Below are 25,638 nucleotides of genomic sequence, written 5' to 3'. Positions count from 1 at the left end.
TATTCACTCAAGCAGGTTTGACTGAAATTACCAAAAAGCATTTGCGAATAAAAGCATCCAGAGAAGCTTCCGTAACTCTACTTCCTGATCGATACAAAAGAGAAGCAGAACGAATCTTAAAAGTTTTAGATTTAGTCGAACTAAATCTAAAACTAATAGAAGAAGAAATTAAAGAGGCTCTGAAAAAAAATCAGAGTTATGTTCAAACGATCATGTCCATGCCTGGGATCGGTATGATTACTTCTTTGGCGATCATGAGTTATATGGGTAATTGTAAAAGATTCTCTTCGGCTAAACAAGCAGCCTACTACGCAGGCCTTGTTCCCAGAGTCGACATCTCAGGAGATACGGTTCGATACGGAAGAATTGTATCTCGTGGTTGTCATGCAATTCGAAGAGTAATTGTTCAAGCGGCCTGGAGTCTGGTTCGATGTCAGCATGGCGGAAAGATAAAAGAATTCTATCAAAGGTTATACCTTAAAAAAGGAGCTAAAAAATCGATCATCGCTACTTCACGCAAAATGATCGAAGTTCTTTATTCAATGATTCGAACGGGAGATCTTTTTGATTCTATGCCTGAAGAAGTATGGAATCGAAAATTAGCTCAATATGGTCTTATGTAAAAAAATAACGGGAGGGCTTGACACAAGAAACATAGGAGAAGTGAGGCGCCTGAGTTTTATCGAGCGCCAATAGATGACCGCCTGAGTTTCTAAAAAAATGTAGGAACTTTTTAGATGTTAATGATAGAGGTTAGGACTTTACATACAATTACACCTACTGATCTCTACATAAAGGAGTACTGCCAATTTTAGCACAAATCTCTGTTTAGACGCAGAATTTTGGACACTTTATTATGTAGAGATCAGTAATATGCTGACATCTAAAAGTTCCCACATTTGTTTTTATGGAAAAACGAACGCGCGTTAAAATAAATCAGCGACTATAATCATTCCGTAATAAAACACAAGATCGCAAAACGGAGATTTTATACTGAAATTCGACTTTAAGATTATTATTTTCGGATTTTACAAAGACGCCCACAAAATGGCTGAAAGAAATCTATCGATTTACAAAGGAAAACTGAAAAAATTCAAAACAAAATTATTCTATCTCAAAATCTGATTCGGAATCCACAAGAAATTCTTCTCTGGAATAAATAAGCTCCATCACATCATCCATCCAGTCCGGGGTCCCATGATTCGGATCCCCAAAAGGATCATTAGCTCTATATTGCCTCATGATTTCGCTGTGTTTTTGAAACTGTTCTCTTGTGTTTGCGTTCATATTCAAATTGTCGGCTTAAAAAACCGTTTTATAACAGATTTTAGAAAATAATTAATAATTTCTTTCCAAAAAAGGTACAACTAAAAAATCACCTAATTTTAAAATATTCTAAAGTCTAATTAGAATCTATCGTCGCAAAAATTCGGAAATATTATACAAAAGAGGAGTTCTAAAATCGTAGAACTCCTCTCTAAGGCCGTTTTAGAATAACTCATTTCCTTTAAAAAAGAAGGAAACTTCAAGAGCTGCGTTTTCATCAGAATCGGAGCCATGTACAGCATTCGCTTCCTTACTTTCCGCATACAGAGCACGAATCGTTCCAGCAGCCGCTTCTTTCGGATCGGTTGCTCCGATCACTTCTCTCCAATGAAGAACAGCATTGTCTCTTTCCAAGGCGGCGGCAACGATCGGACCGGAAGACATGTAGTTACATAAGTCGTTGTAAAACGGACGCGCGGAATGCACTTTATAAAATTGTTTAGCATCTTCGAGAGATAACTTGAGGTATTTTAAACCTAGGATTTTAAATCCTTCCTTTTCGATCCTTGCAAGAATGTTTCCGACGTGTTTGTTTTTTACTCCGTCTGGTTTGATCATGATAAACGTTTTGGACATTTTTTTTCCTTATTGAGAGAGTTTTTTAAGTAATGCTTTGCTGACAATTTCGGGAACCTGATTGCTAACATCTCTTCCATGTCTTGCGACTTCCTTTACGATTGTCGAGGAGATAAAAGAATACTCGCTGGAAGACATGAGAAAAACGGTTTCTACATTCGGAGCCAATTTTTTATTCATTAAAGAAATGGCATATTCATAGTCGAAATCGGTAACCGCTCTGAGTCCTCGAATGATACTGTTTGCTCCAACTTTATTGCAATAGTCCACGGTGAGACCTTGAAAAGTATCAATCTCCAAACCTTTCAATCCTTGAGTGACTTTGTGGATAAATTCGAGCCTTTCCTCAATTGAAAACAAAGTGGACTTGTTAGAATTGACCGCAATGGCAATGATCACCTTGTCGAAAAGTCCTAAGGACCTTTGAAGAATATCCAAATGTCCGTTCGTCAACGGATCAAAGGAGCCAGGATAAATCGCCAAATGTTTCATTTTTTACGAAGCCTAGCCGTTTCTTGTGCAGGTAAACCGTAAATATTGATAAACCCTTCTGCGTCTTTTTGGTTATATAATTCCTCTTTTTCAAAGGTTGCCATTTTTGGATTGTATAGAGAAACGGAAGATTTTCTTCCTACAACCGAACAAGTTCCTTTGTAGAGTTTTACTTTTACGGTACCGGTTACATACCTCTGAGTTTCTGTAATAAAAGCGCGGACTGCTTTCATTCTCGAGGAAAACCAATGACCGTTATAGATCAGTTCGGCGAATTCGATGGAAAGCTTATCCTTATGATGTTGTGTGTCCCGATCGATTGTGATTGATTCCAAATCTCTGTGCGCCAAAAATAATACGGTTCCACCCGGAGTTTCGTAAACGCCTCTGGACTTAATTCCCACAAGACGGTTTTCAACGATGTCCACTCTACCCACTCCGTGTTTACCCGCAATCGTATTGAGGGTTTCCATCACTTCGTAAGGATTCAGTTTTTTACCGTTGATCGCGACGCAATTTCCTTCCCGGAAATCGAGTTCCAAATATTCGGGAGCATCGGGAGCTTTTTCGGGAGAAGTCGTCAAGAGAAACATTTTTTCATCCGGTTCTCTATAAGGATCTTCTAATATTCCACCTTCGTAAGAAATATGCATAAGATTTCTGTCCATAGAATACGGCTTTTCCACGGTAATGGAAACCGGAATCCCTTTGGACTTCGCATATTCAATCAGATCCGATCTGCCGCCGAAATTCCAGATTCTCCAAGGCGCGATGATTGTTTTTTCGGGAGCTAAAGATTTAACGCCGAGTTCGAAACGAACCTGATCGTTTCCTTTGCCGGTCGCACCGTGAGCGAAAGCGTCGGCACCTTCCTTTTCGGCGACTTCCACCATCGCCTTCGCGATAAGAGGCCGAGCAAGGGAAGTTCCGAGAAGGTAACGCATTTCATAAAGTGCATTCCCTTGAATGGCAGGAAAAATAAAATCTCGAGCGAATTCCAAACGGAGGTCTTGTATATAAACTTTGGAAGCTCCGGTTTTAATTCCCTTCTCTTCCAATCCGGAAAGTTCTTCTTTTTGACCTACGTCCGCAGTAAAAGCGATTACTTCGCAACCATATGTTTCTTTCAACCAGGTAAGAATTACCGACGTATCCAAACCGCCGGAATAAGCGAGGACGATTTTTTTAACAGGTTTACTTTGCGCCATTCTGAGAACACTGAAAATCGATCCAGGTCTGTGGACAACCGGATTTTCCAGATTCTGAAACAGGGTTTCAGAGAATTATAATGGTTTTTCAATCCACTCTTTGATTTTACGAAGAATGAGAACCATCGCATACGTATCGAGTTTGCAATATTCGATGAGATTTTTTTCGATCTCCAATTTTTTCGATTTTGTAATCGGTTCGGTTTTGACTCGTAGAAATTCGGAGTTAGCCATTTGACCGGATTTGATTCCGAGATCTTTGTAGGATTGTCCGGTGATTACGGGAAGAATCGTTTTTAACGATGTGCTTCCTTTCTGATCGGGATGATAGTAGTCGTATTCCCAGAAGGGTTTTGCCAAATCTACAAAGTCGTCTTGAATCAATTTAACCCAGGCTTTGAATTCGGGAAAGGCGGCTGCGGATTCTTCCAAACATCTTCTTTCGAACTTATCGTTGAAACAAAGGATTGTTCCTCCGGGCAAAATCCATTCTTGCAGCTTTTCTAATATTCCTTTTCTTGGATCGACGATTCCGTCTTCGATATAATAAAAACTTTCCGGTTCTTGGGAAAGATCTTCCCGTATAACGTGCAAAGAAAACAAAAATGGAACGTGCTGAAACGGATTCGAATTTAGATATACTGGAATCGGAGGATTGATGGATTCGAAATCCAAAAAGTAAATCGGGTATTTGATCCGATTGAAAAACTCGGAAAAAACTTTTTGATTGATAAAGGTCAATCCGGTCTGTATCGTTTTGATTTGTGTTTTCTGACGATAGGTAAGAGCGTCCGTATTTTGTATGTCTTTTAGGTTGAAAATCCCTTGTTTGTAAAATCTTACGGATTCTTCTTTTCCCTCACGAAGCGTGAAAATGTCTCCCGGAACGTTAGGAGTCAAACAGATTTCCGGATACAAACAGTTTCTCGGATGAGAACACAGGTTACTCGCAAAACGAGGAGGAAGATTTTTTCTAGAAAGAAGATCGTATAAAGAACGGGCGATCTCTATCGTTTCTTTTTCCTTGAGCATAACCTCGTCTGTGACGTCCTTACGCACAAAAAAAGAATCGGCTTGGATCTCGCCTTGGAAGTGAAACTTGGAATTCACGAAAAGAAGAGTACATTTGGAGATCGGAAAGCCGGATTCGTCCGCCACGAATTTTTGAAATGCAATTTCTATAATATGTTGTTTTTTGAATGAACTCGATACTTTGAGAACGACCAATTCGAAAGTTCCCGAAAATTCTTTATTGGGGAGAATATATTCCGCCTTCATGGAAAATTTGTCCGTTTCCAAACAGGCGGATCTGACTCCTTTTCCGGATTTCAAAATCTTTCTGGTATCGAAATCGGAGTAACGAGCGTTTTTGGATTCCGGAAAAATAGAATGAGAAAGATCTCTTAAAAGGGATTTTTGTTTCGGGGAAATATATTTATGTTCAAATGGATCAAAATCGGGACGACGTTGATACGTGTTTAGCCAGAGAAGATATTCGCAGTGAAGCCCGGTCGTAAAATCCGCTTTTGTGAGTTTTGGAATTTCTAATTTAGGTCTTTTGAGAGAAAAAAAATTAGAAACCCGTTCCAGAAGAAATTTTCGGAACGGGTAAATCCGTTTTAGAATCGAAGGCTTTCGGTTTTTCAGGCCAATAGAACCTTAATATCCTTAGGGCTGGAAACCGCGTAAATTTTATTTTCGGAAGCTCCCATGTTCGCTTGAGTCAGTTTTTGACTTACGACACTCGGTCCAAAATCGATACCTGTAACGTTCGCAGTAGTAACGAAAGGTTTAACTGCCTTATCCCAGTGAAGGGTTTTGATCAACATCTCTCTAAAAAGTGGAAGACCAATTCCCGCATCGGACTGCATGTTTCTTCCGTCGAAAATGGAATAAACTGGAACCTTCAGATCGGAACCTTTAAAATCGAAACCGATTCTTTCCATATCCGATGGAATAGTCTTGTTCGTATCTTCCATATGTGGGGAATGAAAAGGAGCGGTTGTTCTGAGGTAAACGAACTTTACTTTCTTTTCTTCCATTTCCGCTTTAAACTTTTTACGAAATTCAAGAAGAGATTCGGGACTTCCCGAAACGATATTGGAATCGGGTGTGTTAAAAAGACTTACGTAAATCGCTTTGTTTCCGCTCAAACCAAGGGCATCGTTGGTTTGTTTGACTTTATCTTCGAGTTCTTTTTGAGAATAACCGATCACCGCAACCATCGGAGCCGGTTGTTTATCTCCCACTTCTTCGTTTGCTTTGAGAAGAGCCTGAGAAGGATTGTAAACACCGACTAGTTCCTGCGCTCTATAACCGATATATAATACGAACTTTAAGAATTTAGCATATGCCACATAGAAATCCGTACCTTCTTTGCCAAGGGCGATTAACGCGGAAGAGATAACTCCTTGACTATGGCCCGTAACTCCGATTGAGTTGGAAATCAGTTCGGAAACGGGGAAACCTTTGTTCGTGAATGCGATGTAATTTCCGATTTGGGTTAGAAAAATTCCGACGATGGAGACGGGTGCGCTGCAAAGATAGTTTTCGTCCGGAGCCGAATCGGGATTTTTAATCCAGCTTTCGAAGTCGTAACCATTGTAAATGATATTCTTATCGAGTTTAGGAACTTCCTCGGCGATGGCTTTAAAAGAAACATCGAAGAATTCTTTAAGAGAAGGCTCGGATTCGTAAAGCTTGGAGAGCTCTTTCAAGAAAGGAGAGCCTTGTCCTCCGAATTGAAGAAAAAGTTTCCCTCCACTAGCTTTGACTTGATTCAGAAAGTTTGCGATTGCCATGAACTTTGATTTTCCTTAGGTGTTTAAGGATGAATCGCCTTTCGTAGTTGGTTCCGCAATTCTTTTTTATTTCGGGAACTTGGGTTGCGTTCACATACGAGATGCAGATTGTTATCTTTTTAAGTCGGCATTTTAACGTATGAAAACAAATCGAATGACGGAGAAGGATTTTCAAGAGCGCCTTTCTAAAGCGACTCCTTCAAAACCTTTTCAATTTTTTAGACAAGTCGGGTGTGTTTATGACGGATCGAAGATCATTTGGAAAGGGGCTCACCCGAAAACGTAGATCGGAATACCTTCGATCCCAACGACCCGCAAAGTTTTCGAGATTTTATGATCAATTTTAGCAAAGGTTATGAAAATCGTGTTCTTGAAGATGTCGATCCGTTTTCTCTGCGAAAAATAAATTCAAACCTAAAATTATATGCTCAATGTGTGCGGTTTTTTGTATGATGATACTGTAATCTATCACTATGATTTTAAAATCGATATGGATGCTAGGACATTTGAAATTTTGGACATCGAAAAACATTCTAAAACTACAAATTCTTTTATGAGTCCGTATTTGTTAAGAGACAAAACGGGAACCTACCTTTACAAAGACCATTCGAAAGAATTGATTCCAACCGAGGATACGACTTCCGTAGTTTTAAATCGAAATCATTAGGTTTATTGAATATGATTTATCAGGAATGGTATTTTTTGTCGGGAAAATGGGGAGCTGCCGGATGCCCATTTATAGAAAAAGGAAAAGGATTTCAAATCGCCACTTACGATTATTCAGAAGAATGCAAATACTGCGACATCGGTTGGAAGCAGAAAGGAAAATTTATTTTTGAAAAAAACCGAAATCAAAAAATATTCAGTTCTTAAGTTCATATTGGACCCGCGCCTTATTTGTAAGAGAATTCGTTAAAATCGTGTTTGAAAAGGAAGACATATCCGGAATTGAATTTTTGAACGCCTATTTTAAAAGCGGAAAGGAAATTGAAAATCTTTACCAATTGTACGTCACAACGATTCTTCCTCCCGGACTTATTCCGGGCGATCTCAATACGGAGTTGTGTGAAGATAAGAGCAAAGACGATGAACTGAAAAAAGAACTAATTGCAGTTATGCGGGTCCGTGGTGCGGCAAAGTTAAATATAATTATCCACAAGATGATAAGCGGGCGCTTTTCAAAAAAGAAATATTTGAACACCAACCTGATTTTGTGCTTACGAACGAGTGGTTTGGAAGCGGGCGCGCCGCCGACCGACAAATTTTAGTTTCTCAAAAGGTAAAACAAATTATAGAACAGAATCGTTGGACAGGGCCTATCAAAGGAGCCAATCTTTCCGCCATTAAGTTCGCTGATCTTTATTTGCGTTATCCCAAATAAGACAAAACAAAGTGCGAAAAAAGCGCCTGGGCAACACGTTTTCGTTAGGCGCTTTGATTTTAACGAAAAGTAAAATAAAGCGAAGGAAGTCCAACAGCTGCCAAGAGAACCCAAAAAAGAACAAAAGTCAGGAGTAAATATTGGCCTCGGAAAGCCTTGAAAATAAACATCCCTAAAAATGCGTAAAACAAAAATCCACTTACGAAAATTCCCCGAAAAAAGATCTCTTCAAATAGGAAATCATCCATTGGAAGAAGATTGTTCAGAAAGATCAACGCCGCAAAATGTAACAACGGCCATACCAATACAAAAATCATAAGTATATTAAACGTTCTTTTGCTAACTCCCGCCGGAATTCGAAGGGCGCCATAATTAAATAGAATAACCGATGCTATAGAAAAGAACGGCAATTGGTATCAGAACCTGTCCCAAAAAAACTCAAGTGCCGTCGCTCTAAAGATCGCTTCCGCAGGTTTTGAAACGCGCTGTAAGTATATTTTTCAGAGCTTTCTATGATCCACCGTACGAATTTTAAATGTCAATACTATAAGCGATGGTATTTCGATTTTCGATTTCAATGAGAAAGTGGTTGACCCGAACTCATAAAATTTTTTCTATTTTTCTGAATCCTGCGTAAAACGCAAGATTTAGAAATTCCATCAAATCGGACTTCCTGAGTAATGGACCACAAATGTCCCGGTGTAGTTTAAACAAAGATGATCAAAGTTAAAAATCTATCTAAATTCTATGGTAAGAAACTTGCTATAGATCGCCTGAATTTTGAGTTGGGAGAAGGAGAAATCGTAGGTCTTCTCGGTCTGAACGGAGCCGGAAAAACCACCACGATTCGAATTCTCACCGGATATCTAATCGCGTCTGACGGGATCTGTGAAATCGACGGAACAAACACTTTCGAGAATCCTCTCGAAGTAAAAAAGAAGATCGGTTATCTTCCCGAAACGCCTCCTCTTTATCCCGAGCTTTCCGTCGAAGACTATCTCAAGTTCGCCGCGAGAATTAAACAGGTATCTTCCGAATCGATTGATTCGGAAATCGCAAGAGTTTGCGAAAGAACATTTCTTACGGATGTCCGTAAGAGTAACATCGAAACTCTTTCTCTCGGCTTTCGGAAAAGGGTGGGAATCGCACAAGCGTTACTTGGAAATCCGAGAATCATCATTCTCGACGAGCCCGTTTCCGGACTCGATCCGAAACAGATCGTAGAAATCAGAAATCTCATTCATTCTTTGAAAGAAGGACATACGATTCTTCTTTCGAGCCATATTCTTCCCGAAGTTTACAAAACTTGCAACCGCTTCGTATTCTTGCATCGCGGAAGAATGGTATATCAAAGAGATAGAAAACAACTCGAAGAGGAAATGGAAAAACTTTCCGGCCTCGAAGTTACGCTTTCAGGAGCGGACGTCGAATCCGGTAAAAAATATCTTTCCTCACTTCCCGGAGTGAACGTGGAAAAGATTCAATCGATCGGAGAAGATTCAAGAGGCAACACGTTTCTTGTTTCCACCTCTGCGGAAAGGGAATTTAAGGAAAAACTTTTCGCGTCCGCTTCTTCTTCTCCCCGCTTGGAATACATTCGCAAACAAGAAGTCACCTTAGAACAGATTTTTATGAACCAGGTTTGAAAGACTATGCTTCAAAATATTAAATGGATTTTTTTCAAAGAAGTGAAAGTGTTCTTCGGAACCTTTATGGCTCCTTTGGTTTTCGGCGGAACGGCCTTTTTGAATTCTCTTTTCGTATTAATTCTGAATTTTAATTCAGGTACGAATTATGTTGATACCACGGTCATCACTTTTCTTTCCTTCATGTCAACGATTATCATCGCGATGCTGATTCTCGCGATGGGAAGTATTACCGAAGAAAGAAGCCGAGGAACGTTGGAATTTCTTTTTACGGCTCCGATTACGGATCTGGAAATCGTAGCGGGCAAATTCGCATTCGGAACTTTGATTTGTCTTTTGATTTCCGTATTCGTAAATGGTTTGTTTCCGATTTTTCTTTATTCTTTTTGGAAAGCTCCTCTTTACATAGTGGTTTCGGGAACGATTGGAGTTTTTCTCTTGGGAATCTTTTCCTTTGCGATAGGACTTTTCGGAAGCAGTCTCGGCAAGAATCAGATGATTTCACTTCTGATTTCGATCGTGATCATTCTGACTCTTTGGGTATCGGGATATTTTTCGTACCTGTTCGATTCGGTTACGAGAAAGATTCTCTATCACCTTCACATTTTTTCGCATTTCATTTCGTTTTGCAAAGGAGTTCTGCCATTGAACGGAATCGTTTTCTTTGTCAGTGGTGCGTTATTCTTCCTTTATCTCACCGTAAAAGTTTTGGAATCTAGGAGATGGAGAGGATGAAAGAATCCGTATTACTGAGAATTTTTCCGTGGGTTTCCCTTGTTTCCTTATTTTTGTATTTTCCGGTCCGGGACAGTATTCAGTCGCCCGTCAATCGCTGGCTTTGGATGGGATTGGTATTGGTGATCCTGATTTTAGAACCAGCCTATCGTTGGTTTCGAAAAAAGAATATTCAAGAAGAATGGAATTCTTATATATCTGCCGGCCTGGGTCTTATCGCTTTCGGAATCTATCATCTCCGCGTATTTTTGGAAGAACTTGCGTTGAAATCCAATTCGATCGGTTCCGGAAACGAAAGAATCCGGGAAATTCTTTTGGTTCTTCTGGTTCTTTGTACGATCGCATTTCTGATTCTGACTTTATTGAAGGAATTGGGAAAAGATTCCGCGGGCGCGCAGAGTGTTCTGAAAACTTCAAAACAAGCCTTGGTGCGTTACTTCATCATAAATCTTGCGATCGTTTTTGTTGCTCTCGTGATAGTAAATTACATTTCCGTAATGCGAAATCACAACTTCGACTTGAGTTCCAAAGGCCAGTATTCTTTTAGTCCGACCGCTGTCAAAATTCTAAAAAGCGTCAATAAAGAAGTAGAGGTGATCGCTTTTTATCCAAGACCTCTGGAAAATTCCCCTTCGAGCGACAAGGCCAATTCATTTTCTTTGAGAAGAATTCGTCCGGATCTGGAAATCTATTTGGATCAATTGAAATCCTTAAGTCCACAGTTTAAGACTCGTTTTATCAACGCAGACGTAGAGCTGGACGATCTTGCCGAATTTGGCCAGGTATCGAATGGAATCATACTCCTTAGAACCAAAAAACCTTTGGCGGAAAGCGGAAAACAATACGCCGAACAAAGACTTTCGATTCGAGAAAAAAACGATCTGGAAGATTTGGAACGTAAGATTGTACAAGCGGTCGTAAGCATCACAACCGAAGAAAAGAATATTTATTTTACCCAATCCAACGGAGAAAGGTTCTCTTCGATTTTTCAAAATCTTCCGAATGAAAAAATCGGAATTTTATCTAACTCTTTAAGTTTTTTAAACTTTAAAGTGAAAGGGCTCGGAATCGCGGAAGGTTGGCCGTCTCGCATTCCGGAAAATACCGACGTTCTGATAATTGCGGGACCAACCGTCGCTTTTTCGAAAGAAGCACAAACCGCCGTTTTAGATTTTATCGAAAAGAAAAAGGGAAAAATTTTCATTACGATTGATCCGAAAGGAACGGAAAATTTTCGATGGCTTTTGGAAAAATCGGGTTATGAATTTGCGAAGGGGCCTCTTTCTCAGGTTCAGGGACAAGCTGGAATGATTCTCGCAAAATCTTTTAGAAAACATCCGATCGAAGAAGCCTTAAGTAGAAAGGACATGGGGGTCGTGTTTCCATTTGCCGGTTACTTTGTTCCACAGACAACTCCCGAATCCGGCGGTAAAAATTTAGAAGCATTTCCTTTGATGGAATCCGGCGGAGAATCTATATTAGATAAAAATAATAATGGAAAACAGGATAACGGAGAAGAAAGGAGAAGCGTAATCCTCGGGATGATTTTGAAGACGATTCCGAAAGTTCAGAAAGAAGAGACAAAACAAAACTCAGCGACCGGTCTTTCCGAACTGCAACAAAGTTCCACGGAACAAAAAAAGGATTCTCCGATCGGTTTTACGGATTCCAAACAAGATTCTCAGAACGATCCGAATTCTCCTCAGGTTTCGGACTTGAAACCAAAAAACGAAACTGCTCCTCAAAATACGAATACGGATTCTAAAGAAGAAGGAAGGGTTGTTATCTTTTCGGGAACATCTTGGATCACCGATCAGTTTATTTCTTACGGAACGAACTACGAACTCGCTACTTCTTCGATTACCTGGATGTATCAGGATCTTTCTTTATCTTCCATTCAGCCGAAGAAAGAAGAAATCAATACGGCTTCTTTAACCGAGGTTCAGAAAAGGGTCGTTTGGATTTTGGGAATGTTTATTTTTCCGGGTTTGATCGCGTTCGTTTCCTCCGTTGTTCTCATTCAAAAACGTAAACGAGAAGGTGAAGAATCTTGAAACGGATACTCCTTCTTCTTTTTACGTTAGTTGCTCTTGCTTTTAGTTTTTTCTTTTTGGAAGAAAAAAAAGAAGATCAGTCGGAAATTTCCGTTTGGGAGATTGATATAGACGAAATCGAATATCAGCCCCCTAAGAATTCTTGGGAAGGGGAAGACGTCTCCGCTTTTTATCGGATGCCTATCGTTCTTAAAAAACAAAAAGGAATCAGAAAAAACGCCTATTTTCTCACGGTTCGCTCTAAGGATTCTGAAACTGGAGAAACCTTAGAGTTCGAAGGCGGTTATAACTCGGAGAATATTTTTCGAGAATTTTCCGTTCTGAAGGCGAAAGGTGTCGAACCGATCGCGGATGGGAAGGTTGCCGCCTCATTACAGTTAAATGAAAATTCTCCACAGATTTTTTTGAAGTCTTCCGGAAAATTGCTGAAGAAAATTTGGATCGGTAAAAAGAAATCCTTCGACTCCACGAGAATCGTGCGAGAAGGAAATGAGGTTCTTATCGTTCAAGGAAACACTTCGGATCGTTTTACGAGAGGAATCGGGGAATTTAGACAAAAACAACTCGTGAATCTAAGAGATGAATCCGTAGTCGAAACAATCTGGGAAGAAGAAGGAAAAACTCTTCATCTAGACAACCATCCCTATAAAGACCAGATGGCTAAGAAAAATTTTTGGAGAAGACTTTCCGGAAAACCAATTTCTTTAGAACAATCTCTGGGGAATTCTTGGAACAATCAAGTTATCAGCCAACTTGTAGAGTTATATCCGGATGATCCCAACGGAGCGGGTTACGCCATAGCCAAAAGTTTGACTCATGTTCCTGCGGATGCCTCCCTTAAAATTCGAATTTCCAACGATGATTGGATTACTTTGCGTTATTATCCGAAGACAAATATCAATTCCATCAATTACAGACCTACAATTCGGATCATAAACGGAAAATTTTCCGAACCTCCTTTTTATATCCGTGAAGATAGTTTCTTGCGATTAAAAGAAGTTGTGGGGAATTTGGAAAAAGCCGAGCAAAAAAAAGAAAAGCCTGTAAATCAGAACTCACTTCCTAAAAACCCGAATATCTCTTCTCCCCAAAAATGATCATAGATAAAAAACAAGATTTCTCCGAAGTGAGAACCCTGCTTCTTCAAGAAGTTTTTCAATCTCCCGAAAACGCTTTTAATCTTTATCAAAAAGCAGGAGGTTTCGGTTACTTCGAAATCTTAAGAACCCATTTTCTTCTTTGGATTCTTGCACCTACGACAAAAATCATTTCCAATCTTGTTTTTTCGATTCTTTCTTTTGTTCGATATGACGAGGGAGAATGGAATCTGTTTTCCGGAGTCGTGTTTTCCTTCGTAATATATCCCGCGGTTTTATTTTTGATCGCTCAGTTAGACGTATTTCGAATCTTTATGAAAAAAGCCGATCGAAGCAAGGGAGAAATGCTTCCTCCCGCGAATATTCTTTTAGTTTCGTTTATTCCGTTCAGCGCGTCTTCTGTGTTTTGGATTTTACCTTCCCCATTGCAGGCGTTTTTTATCTCGATTTCTTTTATTTTCTCCTGTGCCCTTTCCGTTCGAAGTTTGAAAAAAATCTTAAACTGGAATGATAAGGATATCCTAATATTCTTTTTGTCCGGTTCTGCGTATTTTTTAACGGGAACCTTATTTTTAACAGTTGTTTACAATTTAGTTAGGACCATTCTCAATTGAAGATTTTTCTAATCGGAATCGGCGGCATCGCTATGGGCAATCTTGCTTATATGCTTCGGAAAAGCGGACATGAAGTTTCCGGCTCAGATACGAGCATCTATCCGCCGATGTCCGATAAATTAAAAGAATGGAATATTCCGTACTTCGAAGGGTTTAAAACCGAGAATGTTCAAGGCCAAGATTTGATCATCGTGGGGAACGCAATTTCCAGAGGAAATCCCGAAGTCGAAGAAATGCTCAATTCGGGACTAAACTATCTTTCTATGCCTGCGGCGATCAGCGAATTTTTTCTCAAAGGAAAAAAAGTGATCGTTGTCGCGGGAACGCACGGAAAGACGACGACTACATTCCTAATTCATCATATACTCAAAGAGAATGGAATCGAGCCCGGCTTGTTTGTCGGAGGAATTCGTAAAGACGGCTTTCCAGGGTTCGAGCTTGGAAACGGATCTTATTTTGTCATCGAAGGGGACGAATATGATACCGCGTTTTTTGATAAGTCTTCGAAATTTTTACACTATAGACCGACTTATGCCGTGTTAAACGCTTTGGATTTCGATCACGCGGATATTTTTCCCGACATTTCCGCAATCGAAACCATGTTCAAACGTCTGATCAATTTGGTTCCCGGAAACGGTAAAGTTTTCTATTGGAGCGGTTCGGGTTCCCTCAAAAAAACGATCCAAAACGTCAAGTTTACAAAAGTGGAAGGTTTCGAATGGAATCGAAAGGATTCTTTTCTTACTTGGAAAAAACATGAACTTTTTTGGGGAGATCAAAAACTAAATCCGGTTCTTTTCGGAGATCACAATTACAGAAACATAGAGGTTGCGATTCGTGTTTGTTCCGAAATTCTAAAAAACCAAAACCCTTCCGGTTACAAACAGGGAATCGCAAAGGCAATCGATTCCTTTCCGGGAGTTAAAAGAAGACAAGATATTCTTTTCCAATCCTCGACCGCGGTCGTGATGGAAGATTTCGCGCATCACCCAGTTGCAGTGCGTGAAACAATTCATGCTGTCAAAAAAAGATTCCAAGGCCATAAGATTATCTCCTTATTTGAACCAAGAAGCGCAACTTCTCACCGAAACGTTTTTCAGAAGGAATATTCATATTCTTTTATAGGTTCCGATCTAACCATTCTGACCGAGATTCATAATCTGAAGAAGGTTTCAAAAGACATTCGTTTGGATGTGAAAAAGCTTGTTCAGAAACTTTTGAAAAACTCCAAAACAATCCCAGTTTATGCGAAGGATCCTCAAGAGTTGCTTGTAAAACTTGAGAAAATGATTCCCCAATTTACGGGACAGAAAATTCTGATCCTAGCCATGTCCAACGGTTCCTTTGGCGGTATATATCCCGGACTCGTTGAGTTGGCTCGAAAACACGTATGAACTTATCCGAGGAACTGGATTCCATTTATCAAGAAGCCATTCAAAAAATCAGCTCTTCCATATCCGAAGAAGATTTAGATAGAAATAAAAACGATTTTATCGGTAAGAAAGGAAAGCTAACCGCAGTTCTCAAGAACGTGGCTTCACTTTCCATCGAAGAAAAAAAGACCGTCGGCCAAAAAGCCAACGAACTTTCAAAAAAGCTTGAGAATTTCGTTTCCGAAACAAAGATTTCTCTGAAGAAAAAATTTTTTGAAAATCAGGCGGCATTCGAATTTTTCGACGCCCTTCGCCCCCTCACCAGTCCTTCTAATGGAAGCCTTCACCCGATTACTCAGATTCAATACGAGATCGAAGACATCTTTGTATCGATGGGTTTCAGCATCATGGATGGCCCCGAAATCGAAACGGATACTAACAATTTCGGCGCTCTTAACTTTACGGAAGATCATCCAGCAAGGGAAATGCAGGATACGTTTTATCTGGAAAACGGAAATCTTCTCAGAACTCATACTTCCGCAATTCAAGTAAGAACATTAAGAAAGTTGAAACCTCCGTTTCGGATCATCGCTCCCGGTAGAGTTTTTCGTTACGAAGAAGTGGACGCTTCTCACGAACATACTTTTTATCAGATCGAAGGAATGGTCGTAGGTAAGGATATTTCTGCGGCTAACTTAATCGATACGATGCAGGTTTTGCTTTCCAGAATTTTCGAAAAAGAAATCAAAACCAGACTTAGACCGGGATACTTTCCTTTTGTGGAACCCGGTTTCGAACTTGATATCAACTGTCTTGTGTGCGAAGGGAAAGGATGTCCCGTTTGTAAACAATCCGGTTGGCTGGAACTTTTACCTTGCGGATTGATTCATCCGAACGTTCTTTTTCACGCGGGGCTCGATCCGAAAGAATGGACTGGATTTGCGTTTGGGCTCGGGCTTGATCGACTCGTGATGATGCGATATGGAATCCACGATATCCGTTATTTCCAATCGGGTAACCTTAGATTTTTAAAACAATTCTAATATGATTTCCACTCCGATTCAGACTCGTTGGATGGACATGGATCCATTCGCTCATGTTAGTAATTCCGTTTTTGTTTCTTATCTTGAGATCGGAAGAGTGGATTACTGTAAGCGTCGTTTTAACGTGAAAGACGTATTTGATGTTCCGTTTATTCTTGCGAGAATCGAAATCGATCTTAAAAAATCGATCGAGATGCGCCATCAGGTGGAAGTGCAAACAAGCGTGGTCCGAATCGGAAACAGTTCCTGGGATTTTGAGTCCAAGATCGTCGAAACAAATACCGGAAACGTTTTTGCAATTGCGAGAACCGTCCAAGTTGCGTTTGACCACGTAACCAAGTCCAGCATTCCAATTCCGCAGAATGTTCGCGCAGTTTTGGAAGAGGACTTGAAAGAATTCCAAAGACAAAACAAAGAAGGTTGAAATCGGAATTTGTCGAATGTGAAAGAAACATTCCGACAAGGTAATAAAACTGGCCCGGTAAAAAAGACTTTCGAACGGATGTTTTGTTAGTCCTTAGTTTACCGACCTTCCGCCCAGGATTCTTTTCTCGGATCGACGCCGGATTTTTTTGCCTGAGATTCAGCCTCCGCTAATTCGCTCAAAGTTTTGTAAGGACTGGGCGTTTGAAAACTTCTTTGTGATAGAGAGGTTTCCACCATTGATTTTCCAAATAGATTTCGGCGTTATAAGAGAGAAGAAAAGCAAAAAGGAACTTTTGTGAACGAGAAAGCTTTGATGGAATCTATGCGAACGATTTTACGAACGGATTTGGAAAATTGAAATATTCCGACGGAACCGTTTTCGAGGGAAAATTTAAAAACGGTTATCCGGTTCGGAAATAGAAGTCCGATGCAAAAAGGAATTGTTTGATGGTGTCTAACGTGGTTTCGTTTTTGTTAACGCATTCGATCAATTGCATCGAATCTCGGAGAATCTGCGTTTCCAGGCTGTGTTTTCCGTTCCAGGATAGGGCCAAAAACGGTTCATTTCATCAATCGTCAAACGCACTTTTGCGGCAACGACCGAATCGACGGCGCAAATTTCGTTTAAATAAGAAAATTGACGTCCTTGAATTGCGGCGCCGACATCCGCTCGATCTTCAGGAAAATTCGATGTGGCATATTCGCTTACAAAGCCGTCTATAGGATGCCAGAATGGAGTCAGCATAGGAGAGATAGGGCCCAAAGCACGAGGATTGAAGGAAGAATAATCGTAGCTTCCATATTGAAAGGAAGGCGGGTTTAGCGATACCCATTTGGAATCCCAGTAGTATCTCATAACATCATCCATACTGTGAGTAAGTTCATGGTGTATTACCTTTGATAATCTGGCTGCACTATAATATTGAGGATCTAAAGGAGTTGTTTCTGATCTGGATTTTATCCCGTCCTGAACGTCTAAAAATATAATATTTTGACTCGGTATTGATAGAGCTCCACAGTAACTCCCATATAAACGGAGATTTCGAGTAAACACGATCTTTTCCGCGCGGGCTTTGATAAAATACCCTCTTGGATACCTTGCAATTTCAGTTTCGACAAGATCTTTATAATAGTTTAAATCTTCATCGGGATAGTTGGTATCGTAAGAAACTGCGGGCGATGATACCATCGTGTGCGTTATGATTTGAACGTCACGATCGTAGTTTTCAACGCGATCTTGAAATAATAAAAATAAAAGAAGATCAGAGGTATTTTTATCCTCTTTTTCAGCGGAACAAGAGGACAGGAAGGTAAAAACGAACAAAAGACTTAAAACTAATTTTACGTTGATTCTCATGGATTTTCTCCGGATGTTTTTCAAAACATCTTAATTGAATAACGAAAGATCGTTATATTGTGTGCCAAAAACTCCTGAGAAAATTCGGACGAAAGGACTTAGGTTATAATGTGAGCTGTGATGAATTTTACAAAATAAAGAACGCTGTTTCAAAGTTCATTAACCTTCCGCACAAAATGTGGTAGTTCCTACATTTTTTCGATCTTGGCTTAGGTTGATACGAGAGAAACTATGCCACTTTCTCAATGGATCGCGCTGCCACTCACTTCGTTCGTTGAACTCAAGCGACACGACCGACTCACAGGGGAGTCGGTCGTGTCAGGTTATTGGCAACATAGGTTCCAATGCCGGAGTTCCCGCAGAATACAATAACTTGACCAGAGCTGAGAGCTCGAGTCCTACTTGATTACATTGAAATTTACTTATATAATAGATTGCGGGGAGCCCGCTTAGTTTCATTACATGAATTCACGTTCTGCTATGGAATCACCGGAAAGCTGGTATTGAAATCCTTTTTCTCTTAAATCGGAAAAAATTCTCCTGTTTCAAATCCTTCTTCTACAGAATCTATAGTTCCTCTTCCGCAGTGTAAGTCAAAATCAGAGAAGCTAATAAAGTCAGCAAAAACTGAGAAAAAACCCAGAGCCAAACGATCATACTCGGAAGAACATTCACAAAGTTTAATATAGAAATCGCAGGTCCTACATAAGCCGCGAGAGAAAAACAGATCGCAACGATCAATCCGCCCACAATTCCCACTGGAAGCGAATCTTTAGCAAGTCGGACCAAAACTCCCAAAAAGAAAACCTGAACGAGATCGGCAAGGATAGGTCCCACCCATAAAATCATCCCAACGGATTGGAAAAAGTTCTTATAGATAGAATCATAGTAAAAACGAGAGAACAAAAGACTGCGAAGCGGTACGGAGATCACCTCCCAAAAACCGAAAGCGATAAACAACCTTAGAAGAAACTGATTCCAATCTTTCGCAGTCTTTAGACTCATTTTTATTTTCCTACGATGAACACTACGTTAGTCGTTGCGGATCCGCCGATATTCAGCATCAGCCCGTTCTTAGCGCCTTCTACTTGATAGTTACCGGCGGTTCCGGTAACTTGCTTGTAAAGATCGAGCATCATTCGAACTCCGGAAGCTCCGACTGGATGTCCGACTCCGATCAGTCCGCCGGATGGATTGATCGGCTTTTTACCTTTGAAGTCGATAACTCCTTCTTCGATTGCCTCGTGTTCTTTTCCGGGCTGAGTGATTCCGAATGCGGAGATTGCAGCATACTCGGAAGAGGTGAAACAGTCGTGAGTTTCAAAAACGTCGATGTCTTTTACTCCGAGTTCCGCTCTGTCGTAAGCGTCTTTTACGGTTTGTCTGGTCCAAGGGAGAATGTATTTGTCTCCTTTCGATTCGGCAACCTTCGCGTCAAAAGTGATAGGAGCAACTCTGTGTCCCCAACCTTTCAGTCTTGGGATCGTGTTGATCTTCTTTCCTCTTTTTTTCGCGTATTCTTCAGTATAAGATTTGTTAGCGAGAACCACCATCGCGGCACCGTCGGTAACTTGAGAACAATCGGTAATGCAGAGTCTTCCTCCCACTGCCATATTGTATTCTCCGCCTCTTGCGTTAGCGTGTTCTTTGTTCATGAACCAAGAACGAGTTTGCGCTTTCGGGTTTCTCTTTGCGTTGTCGTAGTTGATTCTTGAAATTTCGGCTAACGCTCCCATGAATCTTTGTTCAGGAAGTTTGTATCTTTCAAGAATTACGTCTGCGAGTTTTCCGAAAAGTTTCGGGAAAGGAAATTGGACTCCTTTCGCTTCTTTTTCGTAGTAAGCCGCGGTTCCTAAAAAGTCACCACCAACGGAAGAACTAACGGTTTTCATGATCTCGATACCGAGAACGATCGCAACGTCGTAATCTTTCGCGCGGATTTTCGTAGCGGCCGCATCCAGAGCGATGGAACCGGAAGCGCAAGCCGCTTCAAAACGACCGCCCGGAATTCCGTAGAACGCAGGATCGACTTCGGTCAGGAATGCGCCCAAGTGACCTTGAGTCGCATACTGTTCCGCATCGAAGTTTCCTACGAAAATTCCGATTCTATTTTGTTTATTCAGTTTTTTGATTTCATCGGGTGTGATTCCGACAGCCGCGAGTCCGTCTTGAACGGCTTCGCGCATTAAGGACATGAAGGTCTTGCCTTCTTTAGTCCAGTTTCTTTGAAAATCGGTTTGTTCCCCGCCGAGGACGTAAATTTTATCGCTCATGTTGACCCCCTAATTATCCTTTGAAAAGAGAACGAGCATCCAGCTTTTCTTTCAACTCGTAAAACGGTTTGCCTACTTTCGCTTTTGCTAATACTTCAGGAACCGGAAGTTTCGCTTTTTCGATCAGTTGAATCGTATCCTTAGGCCCGCCTAAGAAATCAACGAATGCGGAAGCGGGAGCCCAGTTGAATCCCGTTCCCATTGCGAGGTCCGCCATTTCTTTCGTATCTACGACTTCGCCAACGATCGATAGAGAGTAACTAACGTATCTTGCGATAAAGTATCTCGCGAGGTCCGCTTCGAAACCTTTTGCTTCTTTTACGATGTTCATTGCGCCTGTGTAGTCCGCTTCGGAAATTCTTCTATTCGCCTGACGAATAAAATCAATCTCGAACTTTGGAACCGGCTCATACAGATCGGCGCCTATATTATAGACTAACTTTTCTTTCTTACCGTCCGGAGTTTTGGACATCTTATAGAGTCCGCCGCCCGCTTTTCTTCCTAGATCGCCTTTATCGATGAGCTTTTGGAAATAACCCGGAAGTTTAAAAGTAGAATGAGCGGCGTCCTTTGTCATTTCATAGAGGTTATCCACGATCGCCTTATGAACGTCGAGTCCTACGAAATCAGCCGTGTCAAGAGGAGCCATCGCTCTTCCGGTGTAACCGCTCATGATCGCATCCATCAGAGCGATCCCGCCTTTGTCAGAATACTTTTCCGCAATCTGAGCGACTTCGTTGATGAGCTGAAATCCGATTCTGTTTCCGGCAAACGCAGGAGTATCGTTCGTATAAACGACCGCGCGACCTAAAACTTTATCCAGATATTCTCCGAGTTGTTTGAGAACTTTCTTATCCGATCCTTTGTGAGAAACCAATTCACAAAGAATCATTTTGTAAGGGGGATTAAAGAAATGAGTCCCGAAATAATGCTTTTGCCCGTCTTCGTCGAACGCTTTGGAAAGTCTTTCTATCGAAAGACCGGAGGAAACAGTGGAAACAATAGTTCCCGGTTTTCTAGCGCTTGCGATTCTTTTGTTAATCGGTTCTTTTACCTCGTAGCTTTCCGCAACAAGTTCGAAAACCCAATCGGACTCCGAGACTGCCTTTTCCAAATCCGCATCATACGAGCCCGGAACGAGTCTTGGTCGGATTGTATCGGTTTTAACGGAGCCGATCGCTTTTTCAATTCCCTCTTTCGCTTTGTTTGTATCCCTTGCGAGCATGTGAACTTTTGCCTTTCCGAATGAGGCAACAATTGCCGCTGATCCGGCGCCCATGGTACCGTTCGCGCCCAATACTGTTACTGTTTTTATTTCTCTCATGAAACTATACCAATTCTTGGATTTCCCAATGGAATAGAACCTGTTTAAAACAACCGGGTGGGGAGGAAAGTTTTTTTCACGCCGATTCAATATGAAATTCTTCTAAAACAGAACGAATGTTCTGCTTAAATTCTTTAGAAAAAGGTTTTTGCTTATGAAAAACAAAAAGTTATTTTTTTAAAAAACGGTCTTAACTAACCATCCGATCTTATTTCTATGATTCGTCCGATTACCGCCTCTACTTAGAGCCGGTCTCAAAACTGCTTGTACTGAGAAAGCATAATAATATCAATGTGAAATGGACAAATATTATTCAGAGATACCTGATGCCCTTTGGCAAAAAATCGCATCTTTTATCCCTAAAGAAAAGGTCAATCCCCAAGGGGGGCGCAATCGTGTACCTGCAAGAGTGGTAATGGCAGGGATTATCTATCGAATGAAAACGGGATGTCAGTGGCGTGCAATTCCGAATGACTTTGGGTCCGGTCAAACTTGTCATAGAAGATTTCAAGAATGGGAACGAGCGGGAGTATTTAAAAAGATCTATAAATCTATTTTAAAATATTATGATGTGAAGAATAAGATAGCATGGGACTGGGCTTCGATGGATTCCGCAATGGTTAAAGCTCCCAAAGGGGGAGCTTAACCGGAAAGAACCCTACAGACCGTGCCAAATTAGGGGTTAAACGGCATATTCTTACGGATGGAAATGGTATTCCTTTGGCAATTACGTTGACTGGAGCTAACGTTCATGACAAACGCGGTGTAAAAGATACGTTGAATTCGATCTTAGTTTTTCCGGAAAGAAAAAGAAAAAAACCGAAGCATCTTTGTTTAGATAAAGGTTATGACTTCAAAGATATAGAAGCATTCATCAAGAAAAGAAACATTCGAGCTCATATTCGGAAAAAAGGTGAGAAGCCTCTCATCGGCAAATATAAAGGAAAACCAAGGCGTTGGGTCGTTGAAAGAACAAACAGTTGGCACAATCGATTCAGAGCTATTCTAATTCGCTGGGATAGAAAAGCGGAAAATTATCTGGCATCTCTTTATCTCGCAAGCTCCATCATTGCTTTTAACTTTTTTAATAGGTAGTTTTGAGACCGGCTCTTAGTTCTTTGAATCAATTGGCTAAGATTCTCCGGACAAAAATTAGCCATATAGTTTTTCTTCCAACGACACCAGATATATTCTTGAGGATTTAACTCCGGAGCATAAGGAGGCAAAAATTCTACTCGAAGCCTTTCCTCGTTTGCTTTTAAAAATTCATTCATTGTTTTGCTTTTATGAGCAGATAGATTATCCCAAACTATTAAAATCTTTTTGCGATTTTCCTTTAGAAGTATCTTTAAAAAATAAATAAGGTCCTGGCTTTTAACAGAGCCTGTTATGATCTGAAAGTGAAAATCTTTTTTAGAAATAGCACCGATTACTGATAACTTTTCCAAGACATCTTGTGACGAAGGATCGGTGTCTTTCCGATTAAGCTCCAAGTTTTTTATCGTATATGGATTCTGGCTGATTCCGCTTTCATACTAAAAATATGACCTTAAACCCTTCATTCTCTGTCTTTTTTTTATACCGGGCCAAGTTTTTCGTTTTCCAAGTTTCAATTGCCTTTTCATCTCTTTCCAACGCTCTTCTTTTAGGTTTTTGATACGAAAATCCTAATTGATGTAAGAGAATTCCTACGTAATCTTGATGATACGTTACTCCGAATTCTTTTCGTATGATTTCCGATACGCGATACGTTGACCAAAGTTCATTCGGATAACCGTTACTGATCGGACCTTTCAAGATGATTCTTTTAATTCTTTCTTCTCTGAAATGGTCAATTTGGTCGGTCGACCTCGTCGACCATTCCATTTTACTCCTTCGATTCCTTCCTTTTCATATCTTTCTCGCCAACGCATTACCGATTGCTTACTGACTCCAAGCTTTTTTGACACTCCGTAGCACGTGTAGCCTTTCTTCAATAGAGCAATTCCCTTCAACCTACGTTTTTCCAAACGTTTTAACTTTTCCCTTTCTAAGTTTTGCATTATGACAATGGGATATTATTGTTATATTTTTGGTACTCTTTTTTGTAGGGATCAGTATTATGCTAATATTAGGAAAAGCGATCGTAGTTAAAGAATACTTCTACGCTAAACGAAGACTATTTGTATATGAATTGGAAAGAAGTTGGTCTTCATTGTTCTTTCTCCCATTCCATACAGGACCTGAAGATCTATAGATTGGTCGTTTTCCAGTTTTGGAATTTACATAGAATCTAACTCAAAAAACGGTCTTTAATGTTATACAACAATCTCTTAAGAACAAGTAGAAAATTTTTGAGACAACTTCTGTATAAGATAAGAACGAAGTTTTAAAATTGATGCGAGAGTTTTAAAAAGTATCATTTACCGCCCACTTTTAAAATACAAGCCCCTCTAACCGGATTCCAATCAGTTTCCGAAGCAGATTTTTTGATCTCCTCAAAAGGAATTCCGATACGATTTCCAATTTCATCACATCGATCCGTCACTATGAACCAATTACTTCCCGATATTCGGATTTTTTGAAGATCGAATTCCTCTTTTTTATTTTTTTCTCTCACTTTTTGACGGTTATAAAAACCCGCTCGATAAAAGGAAAGCATGATATCTGGACGATTGTGATGCTCCAATGGAAGCAAATTCCACAAGACGGAGGAGCGATTTACCGTTTTCAAAAAAACGGACTCCGCATCCTCCGCAGTAAAAAACAAACCACGATCAGTTCCTGAAAAACAAAGATTAGTCCTCTCCCAAATGTCAGAATGCTTCCAACTCCAATACCCCAAGGTAAATATCAGAAATACAGAATATACTAAATAAGATAAAATTTTTGTCCGTCCTTCGGAGAATTTTTCGTAACAAAAAATGCAGATCGCGACTAATAAAGCAGGATAAAGATGATAGATATGACGAGGTTGATGATTTGGTGTTACCAATGTCAGTCCCAAAATCGAAACAAACACGGATAAAAAGAGAAAGAAAGAAGCGCTAACTTCATGATTTTTCCAATAATGAAAACCTCCGAAAATAATCCCCAAAATCAAACCGACACACAAAACCCACCCACCATAAGGCGCATAAAAAGAATTATCCAAAATCTCGCGGAAGTATATAAAACTGAAAATTGAATCTTCACTTTGACCCGGCATTAAACCCACGTCTTGCATATGTTTGGTCGTAATGATGAAACTCAAAAATCGATCAGGATGAATCAAAACCCAAGATCCGATTGGAAAAATCACGTAAGTCCAAAAATACTTCCAAGTGGAAAAGTTTTTTTCAGCGTCGGAGTTCCGAATAATCGAACGACCGGAACCCGTCAAATCGATCTTTACGGATTGCACTTCGGGGCACGAGACCGAACTTTTTAGATGATCCGTAAACTGCAAAGTAAGAATATCTTTATCCGCTTTTCGCAATCCATAAAAGATTTTCCAAACAACGACGTTAATACTGATCCAAAAAATCAAAACCCCCGCGTAATACAAATACGCTTTAGTTTTTTCGGGTAAAATTTCCTTGGGAAAAATCGCCGAGACAAGAATCAACAAGATCGCAAATCCGATCGGAATCAGCGCGCGCCATTTGATTCTTTTGAAAAAGTTTTCCTTTGAAAAAACAGGTTTTGTTTTTTCGGAATTATTCTTCGCTAAAGAATCGAAATTCCTTTCTTCCGAAACGTTTTTCAGGAAAGAATCTGAATTTTCTTTTTCCGACACATTCTTTATAGAAAAGGCCGAATCTTTACGTTCCAAACTGTTTTGAAGAAAGGAACTTTCGTTCAAAAATAATCCGTAAAAATTCAAAATTTTGAATATGAATTGTTTCGTTTCGTAAAAGCGAAACGTAATCAAGAACAAACTGCCGAACAAAA

27 protein-coding genes and 2 pseudogenes (1 of these 29 running past the window's edge) are annotated in these 25,638 nt (G+C 40.2%); 14 read left to right on the top strand and 15 right to left on the bottom strand.

Annotation, left to right across the window (positions count from 1 at the left end; genetic code table 11):
* On the top strand, positions 1-623 hold a 623-nt coding region (locus LEP1GSC062_RS20080; RefSeq protein ID WP_020985263.1), incomplete at its 5' end, for an IS110 family transposase.
* A gap of 481 nt (positions 624-1,104) precedes the next feature.
* Here LEP1GSC062_RS20080 and LEP1GSC062_RS20075 read toward each other — a convergent pair.
* The 6 genes from LEP1GSC062_RS20075 to LEP1GSC062_RS20050 all read right to left on the bottom strand — a co-directional run bounded on the left by LEP1GSC062_RS20075 (position 1,105) and on the right by LEP1GSC062_RS20050 (position 6,403).
* Positions 1,105-1,287: a hypothetical protein gene (locus LEP1GSC062_RS20075; RefSeq protein ID WP_010577546.1), complete on the bottom strand. Its 183-nt coding sequence runs from the start codon at positions 1,285-1,287 to the stop codon at positions 1,105-1,107.
* A 201-nt stretch (positions 1,288-1,488) separates the two neighbouring features.
* Positions 1,489-1,902, bottom strand: coding sequence for a nucleoside-diphosphate kinase (locus LEP1GSC062_RS20070; RefSeq protein WP_002619657.1), 414 nt, complete (start codon positions 1,900-1,902; stop codon positions 1,489-1,491).
* A gap of 9 nt (positions 1,903-1,911) precedes the next feature.
* Positions 1,912-2,394: a pantetheine-phosphate adenylyltransferase gene (gene coaD, locus LEP1GSC062_RS20065; RefSeq protein WP_002749024.1), complete on the bottom strand. Its 483-nt coding sequence runs from the start codon at positions 2,392-2,394 to the stop codon at positions 1,912-1,914.
* The gene (locus LEP1GSC062_RS20060) at positions 2,391-3,602 is read right to left on the bottom strand and encodes an argininosuccinate synthase (protein WP_010577545.1); all 1,212 of its coding nucleotides are present in this window, start codon (positions 3,600-3,602) and stop codon (positions 2,391-2,393) included. The genes coaD and LEP1GSC062_RS20060 overlap by 4 nt, the downstream gene beginning before the upstream one ends.
* A gap of 75 nt (positions 3,603-3,677) precedes the next feature.
* Positions 3,678-4,934 (bottom strand): DUF2779 domain-containing protein, encoded by a 1,257-nt coding sequence (locus tag LEP1GSC062_RS20055; protein ID WP_020985318.1) that lies wholly within the window; start codon positions 4,932-4,934, stop codon positions 3,678-3,680.
* A 311-nt stretch (positions 4,935-5,245) separates the two neighbouring features.
* Positions 5,246-6,403 (bottom strand): hypothetical protein, encoded by a 1,158-nt coding sequence (locus LEP1GSC062_RS20050; protein WP_020985283.1) that lies wholly within the window; start codon positions 6,401-6,403, stop codon positions 5,246-5,248.
* 139 nt (positions 6,404-6,542) lie between these two features.
* Between LEP1GSC062_RS20050 and LEP1GSC062_RS25190 the strand changes: the two are divergent.
* The 11 genes and pseudogenes from LEP1GSC062_RS25190 (at position 6,543) to LEP1GSC062_RS19990 (ending at position 16,770) form a co-directional block, all read left to right on the top strand.
* A pseudogene (locus LEP1GSC062_RS25190) lies at positions 6,543-7,070 on the top strand (hypothetical protein).
* An 11-nt stretch (positions 7,071-7,081) separates the two neighbouring features.
* Positions 7,082-7,276, top strand: a complete 195-nt coding sequence (locus LEP1GSC062_RS25185; RefSeq protein WP_010577541.1) for a hypothetical protein — start codon at positions 7,082-7,084, stop codon at positions 7,274-7,276.
* A 47-nt stretch (positions 7,277-7,323) separates the two neighbouring features.
* The gene (locus tag LEP1GSC062_RS25180) at positions 7,324-7,671 is read left to right on the top strand and encodes a hypothetical protein (RefSeq protein WP_020985258.1); all 348 of its coding nucleotides are present in this window, start codon (positions 7,324-7,326) and stop codon (positions 7,669-7,671) included.
* Positions 7,672-8,500: 829 nt separating this feature from the next.
* Positions 8,501-9,430 carry an ABC transporter ATP-binding protein gene (locus LEP1GSC062_RS20025; protein WP_010577538.1) on the top strand — a complete coding sequence of 310 codons (930 nt, stop codon included), beginning with the start codon at positions 8,501-8,503 and terminating at the stop codon, positions 9,428-9,430.
* 6 nt (positions 9,431-9,436) lie between these two features.
* The gene (locus tag LEP1GSC062_RS20020; RefSeq protein ID WP_010577537.1) at positions 9,437-10,165 is read left to right on the top strand and encodes an ABC transporter permease; all 729 of its coding nucleotides are present in this window, start codon (positions 9,437-9,439) and stop codon (positions 10,163-10,165) included.
* On the top strand, positions 10,162-12,219 hold the full coding sequence (locus tag LEP1GSC062_RS20015; protein ID WP_020985272.1) for a motility-associated ABC transporter substrate-binding family protein: 2,058 nt from the start codon (positions 10,162-10,164) through the stop codon (positions 12,217-12,219). The genes LEP1GSC062_RS20020 and LEP1GSC062_RS20015 overlap by 4 nt, the downstream gene beginning before the upstream one ends.
* Positions 12,216-13,316: a DUF4340 domain-containing protein gene (locus LEP1GSC062_RS20010; RefSeq protein ID WP_020985254.1), complete on the top strand. Its 1,101-nt coding sequence runs from the start codon at positions 12,216-12,218 to the stop codon at positions 13,314-13,316. Before LEP1GSC062_RS20015 ends, LEP1GSC062_RS20010 begins: the two co-directional genes overlap by 4 nt.
* On the top strand, positions 13,313-13,930 hold the full coding sequence (locus tag LEP1GSC062_RS20005; protein WP_010577535.1) for a hypothetical protein: 618 nt from the start codon (positions 13,313-13,315) through the stop codon (positions 13,928-13,930). Before LEP1GSC062_RS20010 ends, LEP1GSC062_RS20005 begins: the two co-directional genes overlap by 4 nt.
* Positions 13,927-15,324, top strand: a complete 1,398-nt coding sequence (locus LEP1GSC062_RS20000) for a UDP-N-acetylmuramate--L-alanine ligase (protein WP_010577534.1) — start codon at positions 13,927-13,929, stop codon at positions 15,322-15,324. The genes LEP1GSC062_RS20005 and LEP1GSC062_RS20000 overlap by 4 nt, the downstream gene beginning before the upstream one ends.
* On the top strand, positions 15,321-16,346 hold the full coding sequence (gene pheS, locus LEP1GSC062_RS19995; protein ID WP_010577533.1) for a phenylalanine--tRNA ligase subunit alpha: 1,026 nt from the start codon (positions 15,321-15,323) through the stop codon (positions 16,344-16,346). Before LEP1GSC062_RS20000 ends, pheS begins: the two co-directional genes overlap by 4 nt.
* A gap of 1 nt (position 16,347) precedes the next feature.
* Complete coding sequence (locus LEP1GSC062_RS19990) at positions 16,348-16,770, top strand: acyl-CoA thioesterase (RefSeq protein ID WP_010577532.1); 423 nt, start codon at positions 16,348-16,350, stop codon at positions 16,768-16,770.
* Positions 16,771-16,868: 98 nt separating this feature from the next.
* On the opposite strand, the gene LEP1GSC062_RS23510 is transcribed toward LEP1GSC062_RS19990, so the two are convergent.
* Positions 16,869-17,009 (bottom strand): hypothetical protein, encoded by a 141-nt coding sequence (locus LEP1GSC062_RS23510; RefSeq protein ID WP_020985261.1) that lies wholly within the window; start codon positions 17,007-17,009, stop codon positions 16,869-16,871.
* A gap of 66 nt (positions 17,010-17,075) precedes the next feature.
* Here LEP1GSC062_RS23510 and LEP1GSC062_RS23505 point away from each other — a divergent pair.
* Positions 17,076-17,192: pseudogene (locus LEP1GSC062_RS23505) on the top strand (MORN repeat-containing protein); the annotation flags it as partial.
* Positions 17,193-17,259: 67 nt separating this feature from the next.
* On the opposite strand, the gene LEP1GSC062_RS19985 reads toward LEP1GSC062_RS23505, so the two are convergent.
* The 4 genes from LEP1GSC062_RS19985 to LEP1GSC062_RS19970 form a co-directional block, all read right to left on the bottom strand.
* Positions 17,260-18,129, bottom strand: a complete 870-nt coding sequence (locus LEP1GSC062_RS19985) for an LIC13305 family lipoprotein (RefSeq protein WP_010577531.1) — start codon at positions 18,127-18,129, stop codon at positions 17,260-17,262.
* A gap of 567 nt (positions 18,130-18,696) precedes the next feature.
* Positions 18,697-19,134, bottom strand: a complete 438-nt coding sequence (locus LEP1GSC062_RS19980) for a hypothetical protein (RefSeq protein ID WP_010577530.1) — start codon at positions 19,132-19,134, stop codon at positions 18,697-18,699.
* A gap of 2 nt (positions 19,135-19,136) precedes the next feature.
* A complete protein-coding gene (locus tag LEP1GSC062_RS19975; protein ID WP_010577529.1) occupies positions 19,137-20,402 on the bottom strand; it encodes an acetyl-CoA acetyltransferase in 1,266 nt (421 codons plus the stop codon).
* A 13-nt stretch (positions 20,403-20,415) separates the two neighbouring features.
* Positions 20,416-21,726: a 3-hydroxyacyl-CoA dehydrogenase family protein gene (locus LEP1GSC062_RS19970; protein WP_010577528.1), complete on the bottom strand. Its 1,311-nt coding sequence runs from the start codon at positions 21,724-21,726 to the stop codon at positions 20,416-20,418.
* A gap of 298 nt (positions 21,727-22,024) precedes the next feature.
* Between LEP1GSC062_RS19970 and LEP1GSC062_RS23500 the strand changes: the two genes are divergently transcribed.
* A protein-coding gene (locus LEP1GSC062_RS23500; protein ID WP_244265139.1) for an IS5 family transposase occupies positions 22,025-22,821 on the top strand; the annotation gives its coding sequence in 2 pieces (ribosomal slippage) (positions 22,025-22,370 and positions 22,370-22,821; 798 coding nt in all).
* Here the strand turns inward: LEP1GSC062_RS23500 and LEP1GSC062_RS25695 are convergent.
* The 4 genes from LEP1GSC062_RS25695 to LEP1GSC062_RS19940 form a co-directional block, all read right to left on the bottom strand.
* A complete protein-coding gene (locus LEP1GSC062_RS25695; protein WP_425268445.1) occupies positions 22,776-23,219 on the bottom strand; it encodes a transposase in 444 nt (147 codons plus the stop codon). The two genes, LEP1GSC062_RS23500 and LEP1GSC062_RS25695, sit on opposite strands and share 46 nt — an antisense overlap.
* Before the next feature lie 37 nt (positions 23,220-23,256).
* The gene (locus LEP1GSC062_RS25690; protein ID WP_020985274.1) at positions 23,257-23,523 is read right to left on the bottom strand and encodes a helix-turn-helix domain-containing protein; all 267 of its coding nucleotides are present in this window, start codon (positions 23,521-23,523) and stop codon (positions 23,257-23,259) included.
* Positions 23,520-23,768 (bottom strand): helix-turn-helix domain-containing protein, encoded by a 249-nt coding sequence (locus LEP1GSC062_RS25685; protein ID WP_020985262.1) that lies wholly within the window; start codon positions 23,766-23,768, stop codon positions 23,520-23,522. The genes LEP1GSC062_RS25690 and LEP1GSC062_RS25685 overlap by 4 nt, the downstream gene beginning before the upstream one ends.
* A gap of 356 nt (positions 23,769-24,124) precedes the next feature.
* Positions 24,125-25,638 carry the 3' portion of a hypothetical protein gene (locus LEP1GSC062_RS19940; RefSeq protein WP_020985256.1) on the bottom strand. Its footprint extends 730 nt past the window's final position, so only the last 1,514 of its 2,244 coding nucleotides appear in the window; its start codon lies off the right edge, out of view; the stop codon is at positions 24,125-24,127.

Origin of the sequence: Leptospira alexanderi serovar Manhao 3 str. L 60 (genome assembly GCF_000243815.2) — a bacterium.
Classification (GTDB): Bacteria; Spirochaetota; Leptospiria; order Leptospirales; family Leptospiraceae; genus Leptospira; species Leptospira alexanderi.
The sequence above is the reverse complement of the archived record's forward strand: the minus strand, read 5'-3'. Positions and strand labels throughout refer to the sequence as shown.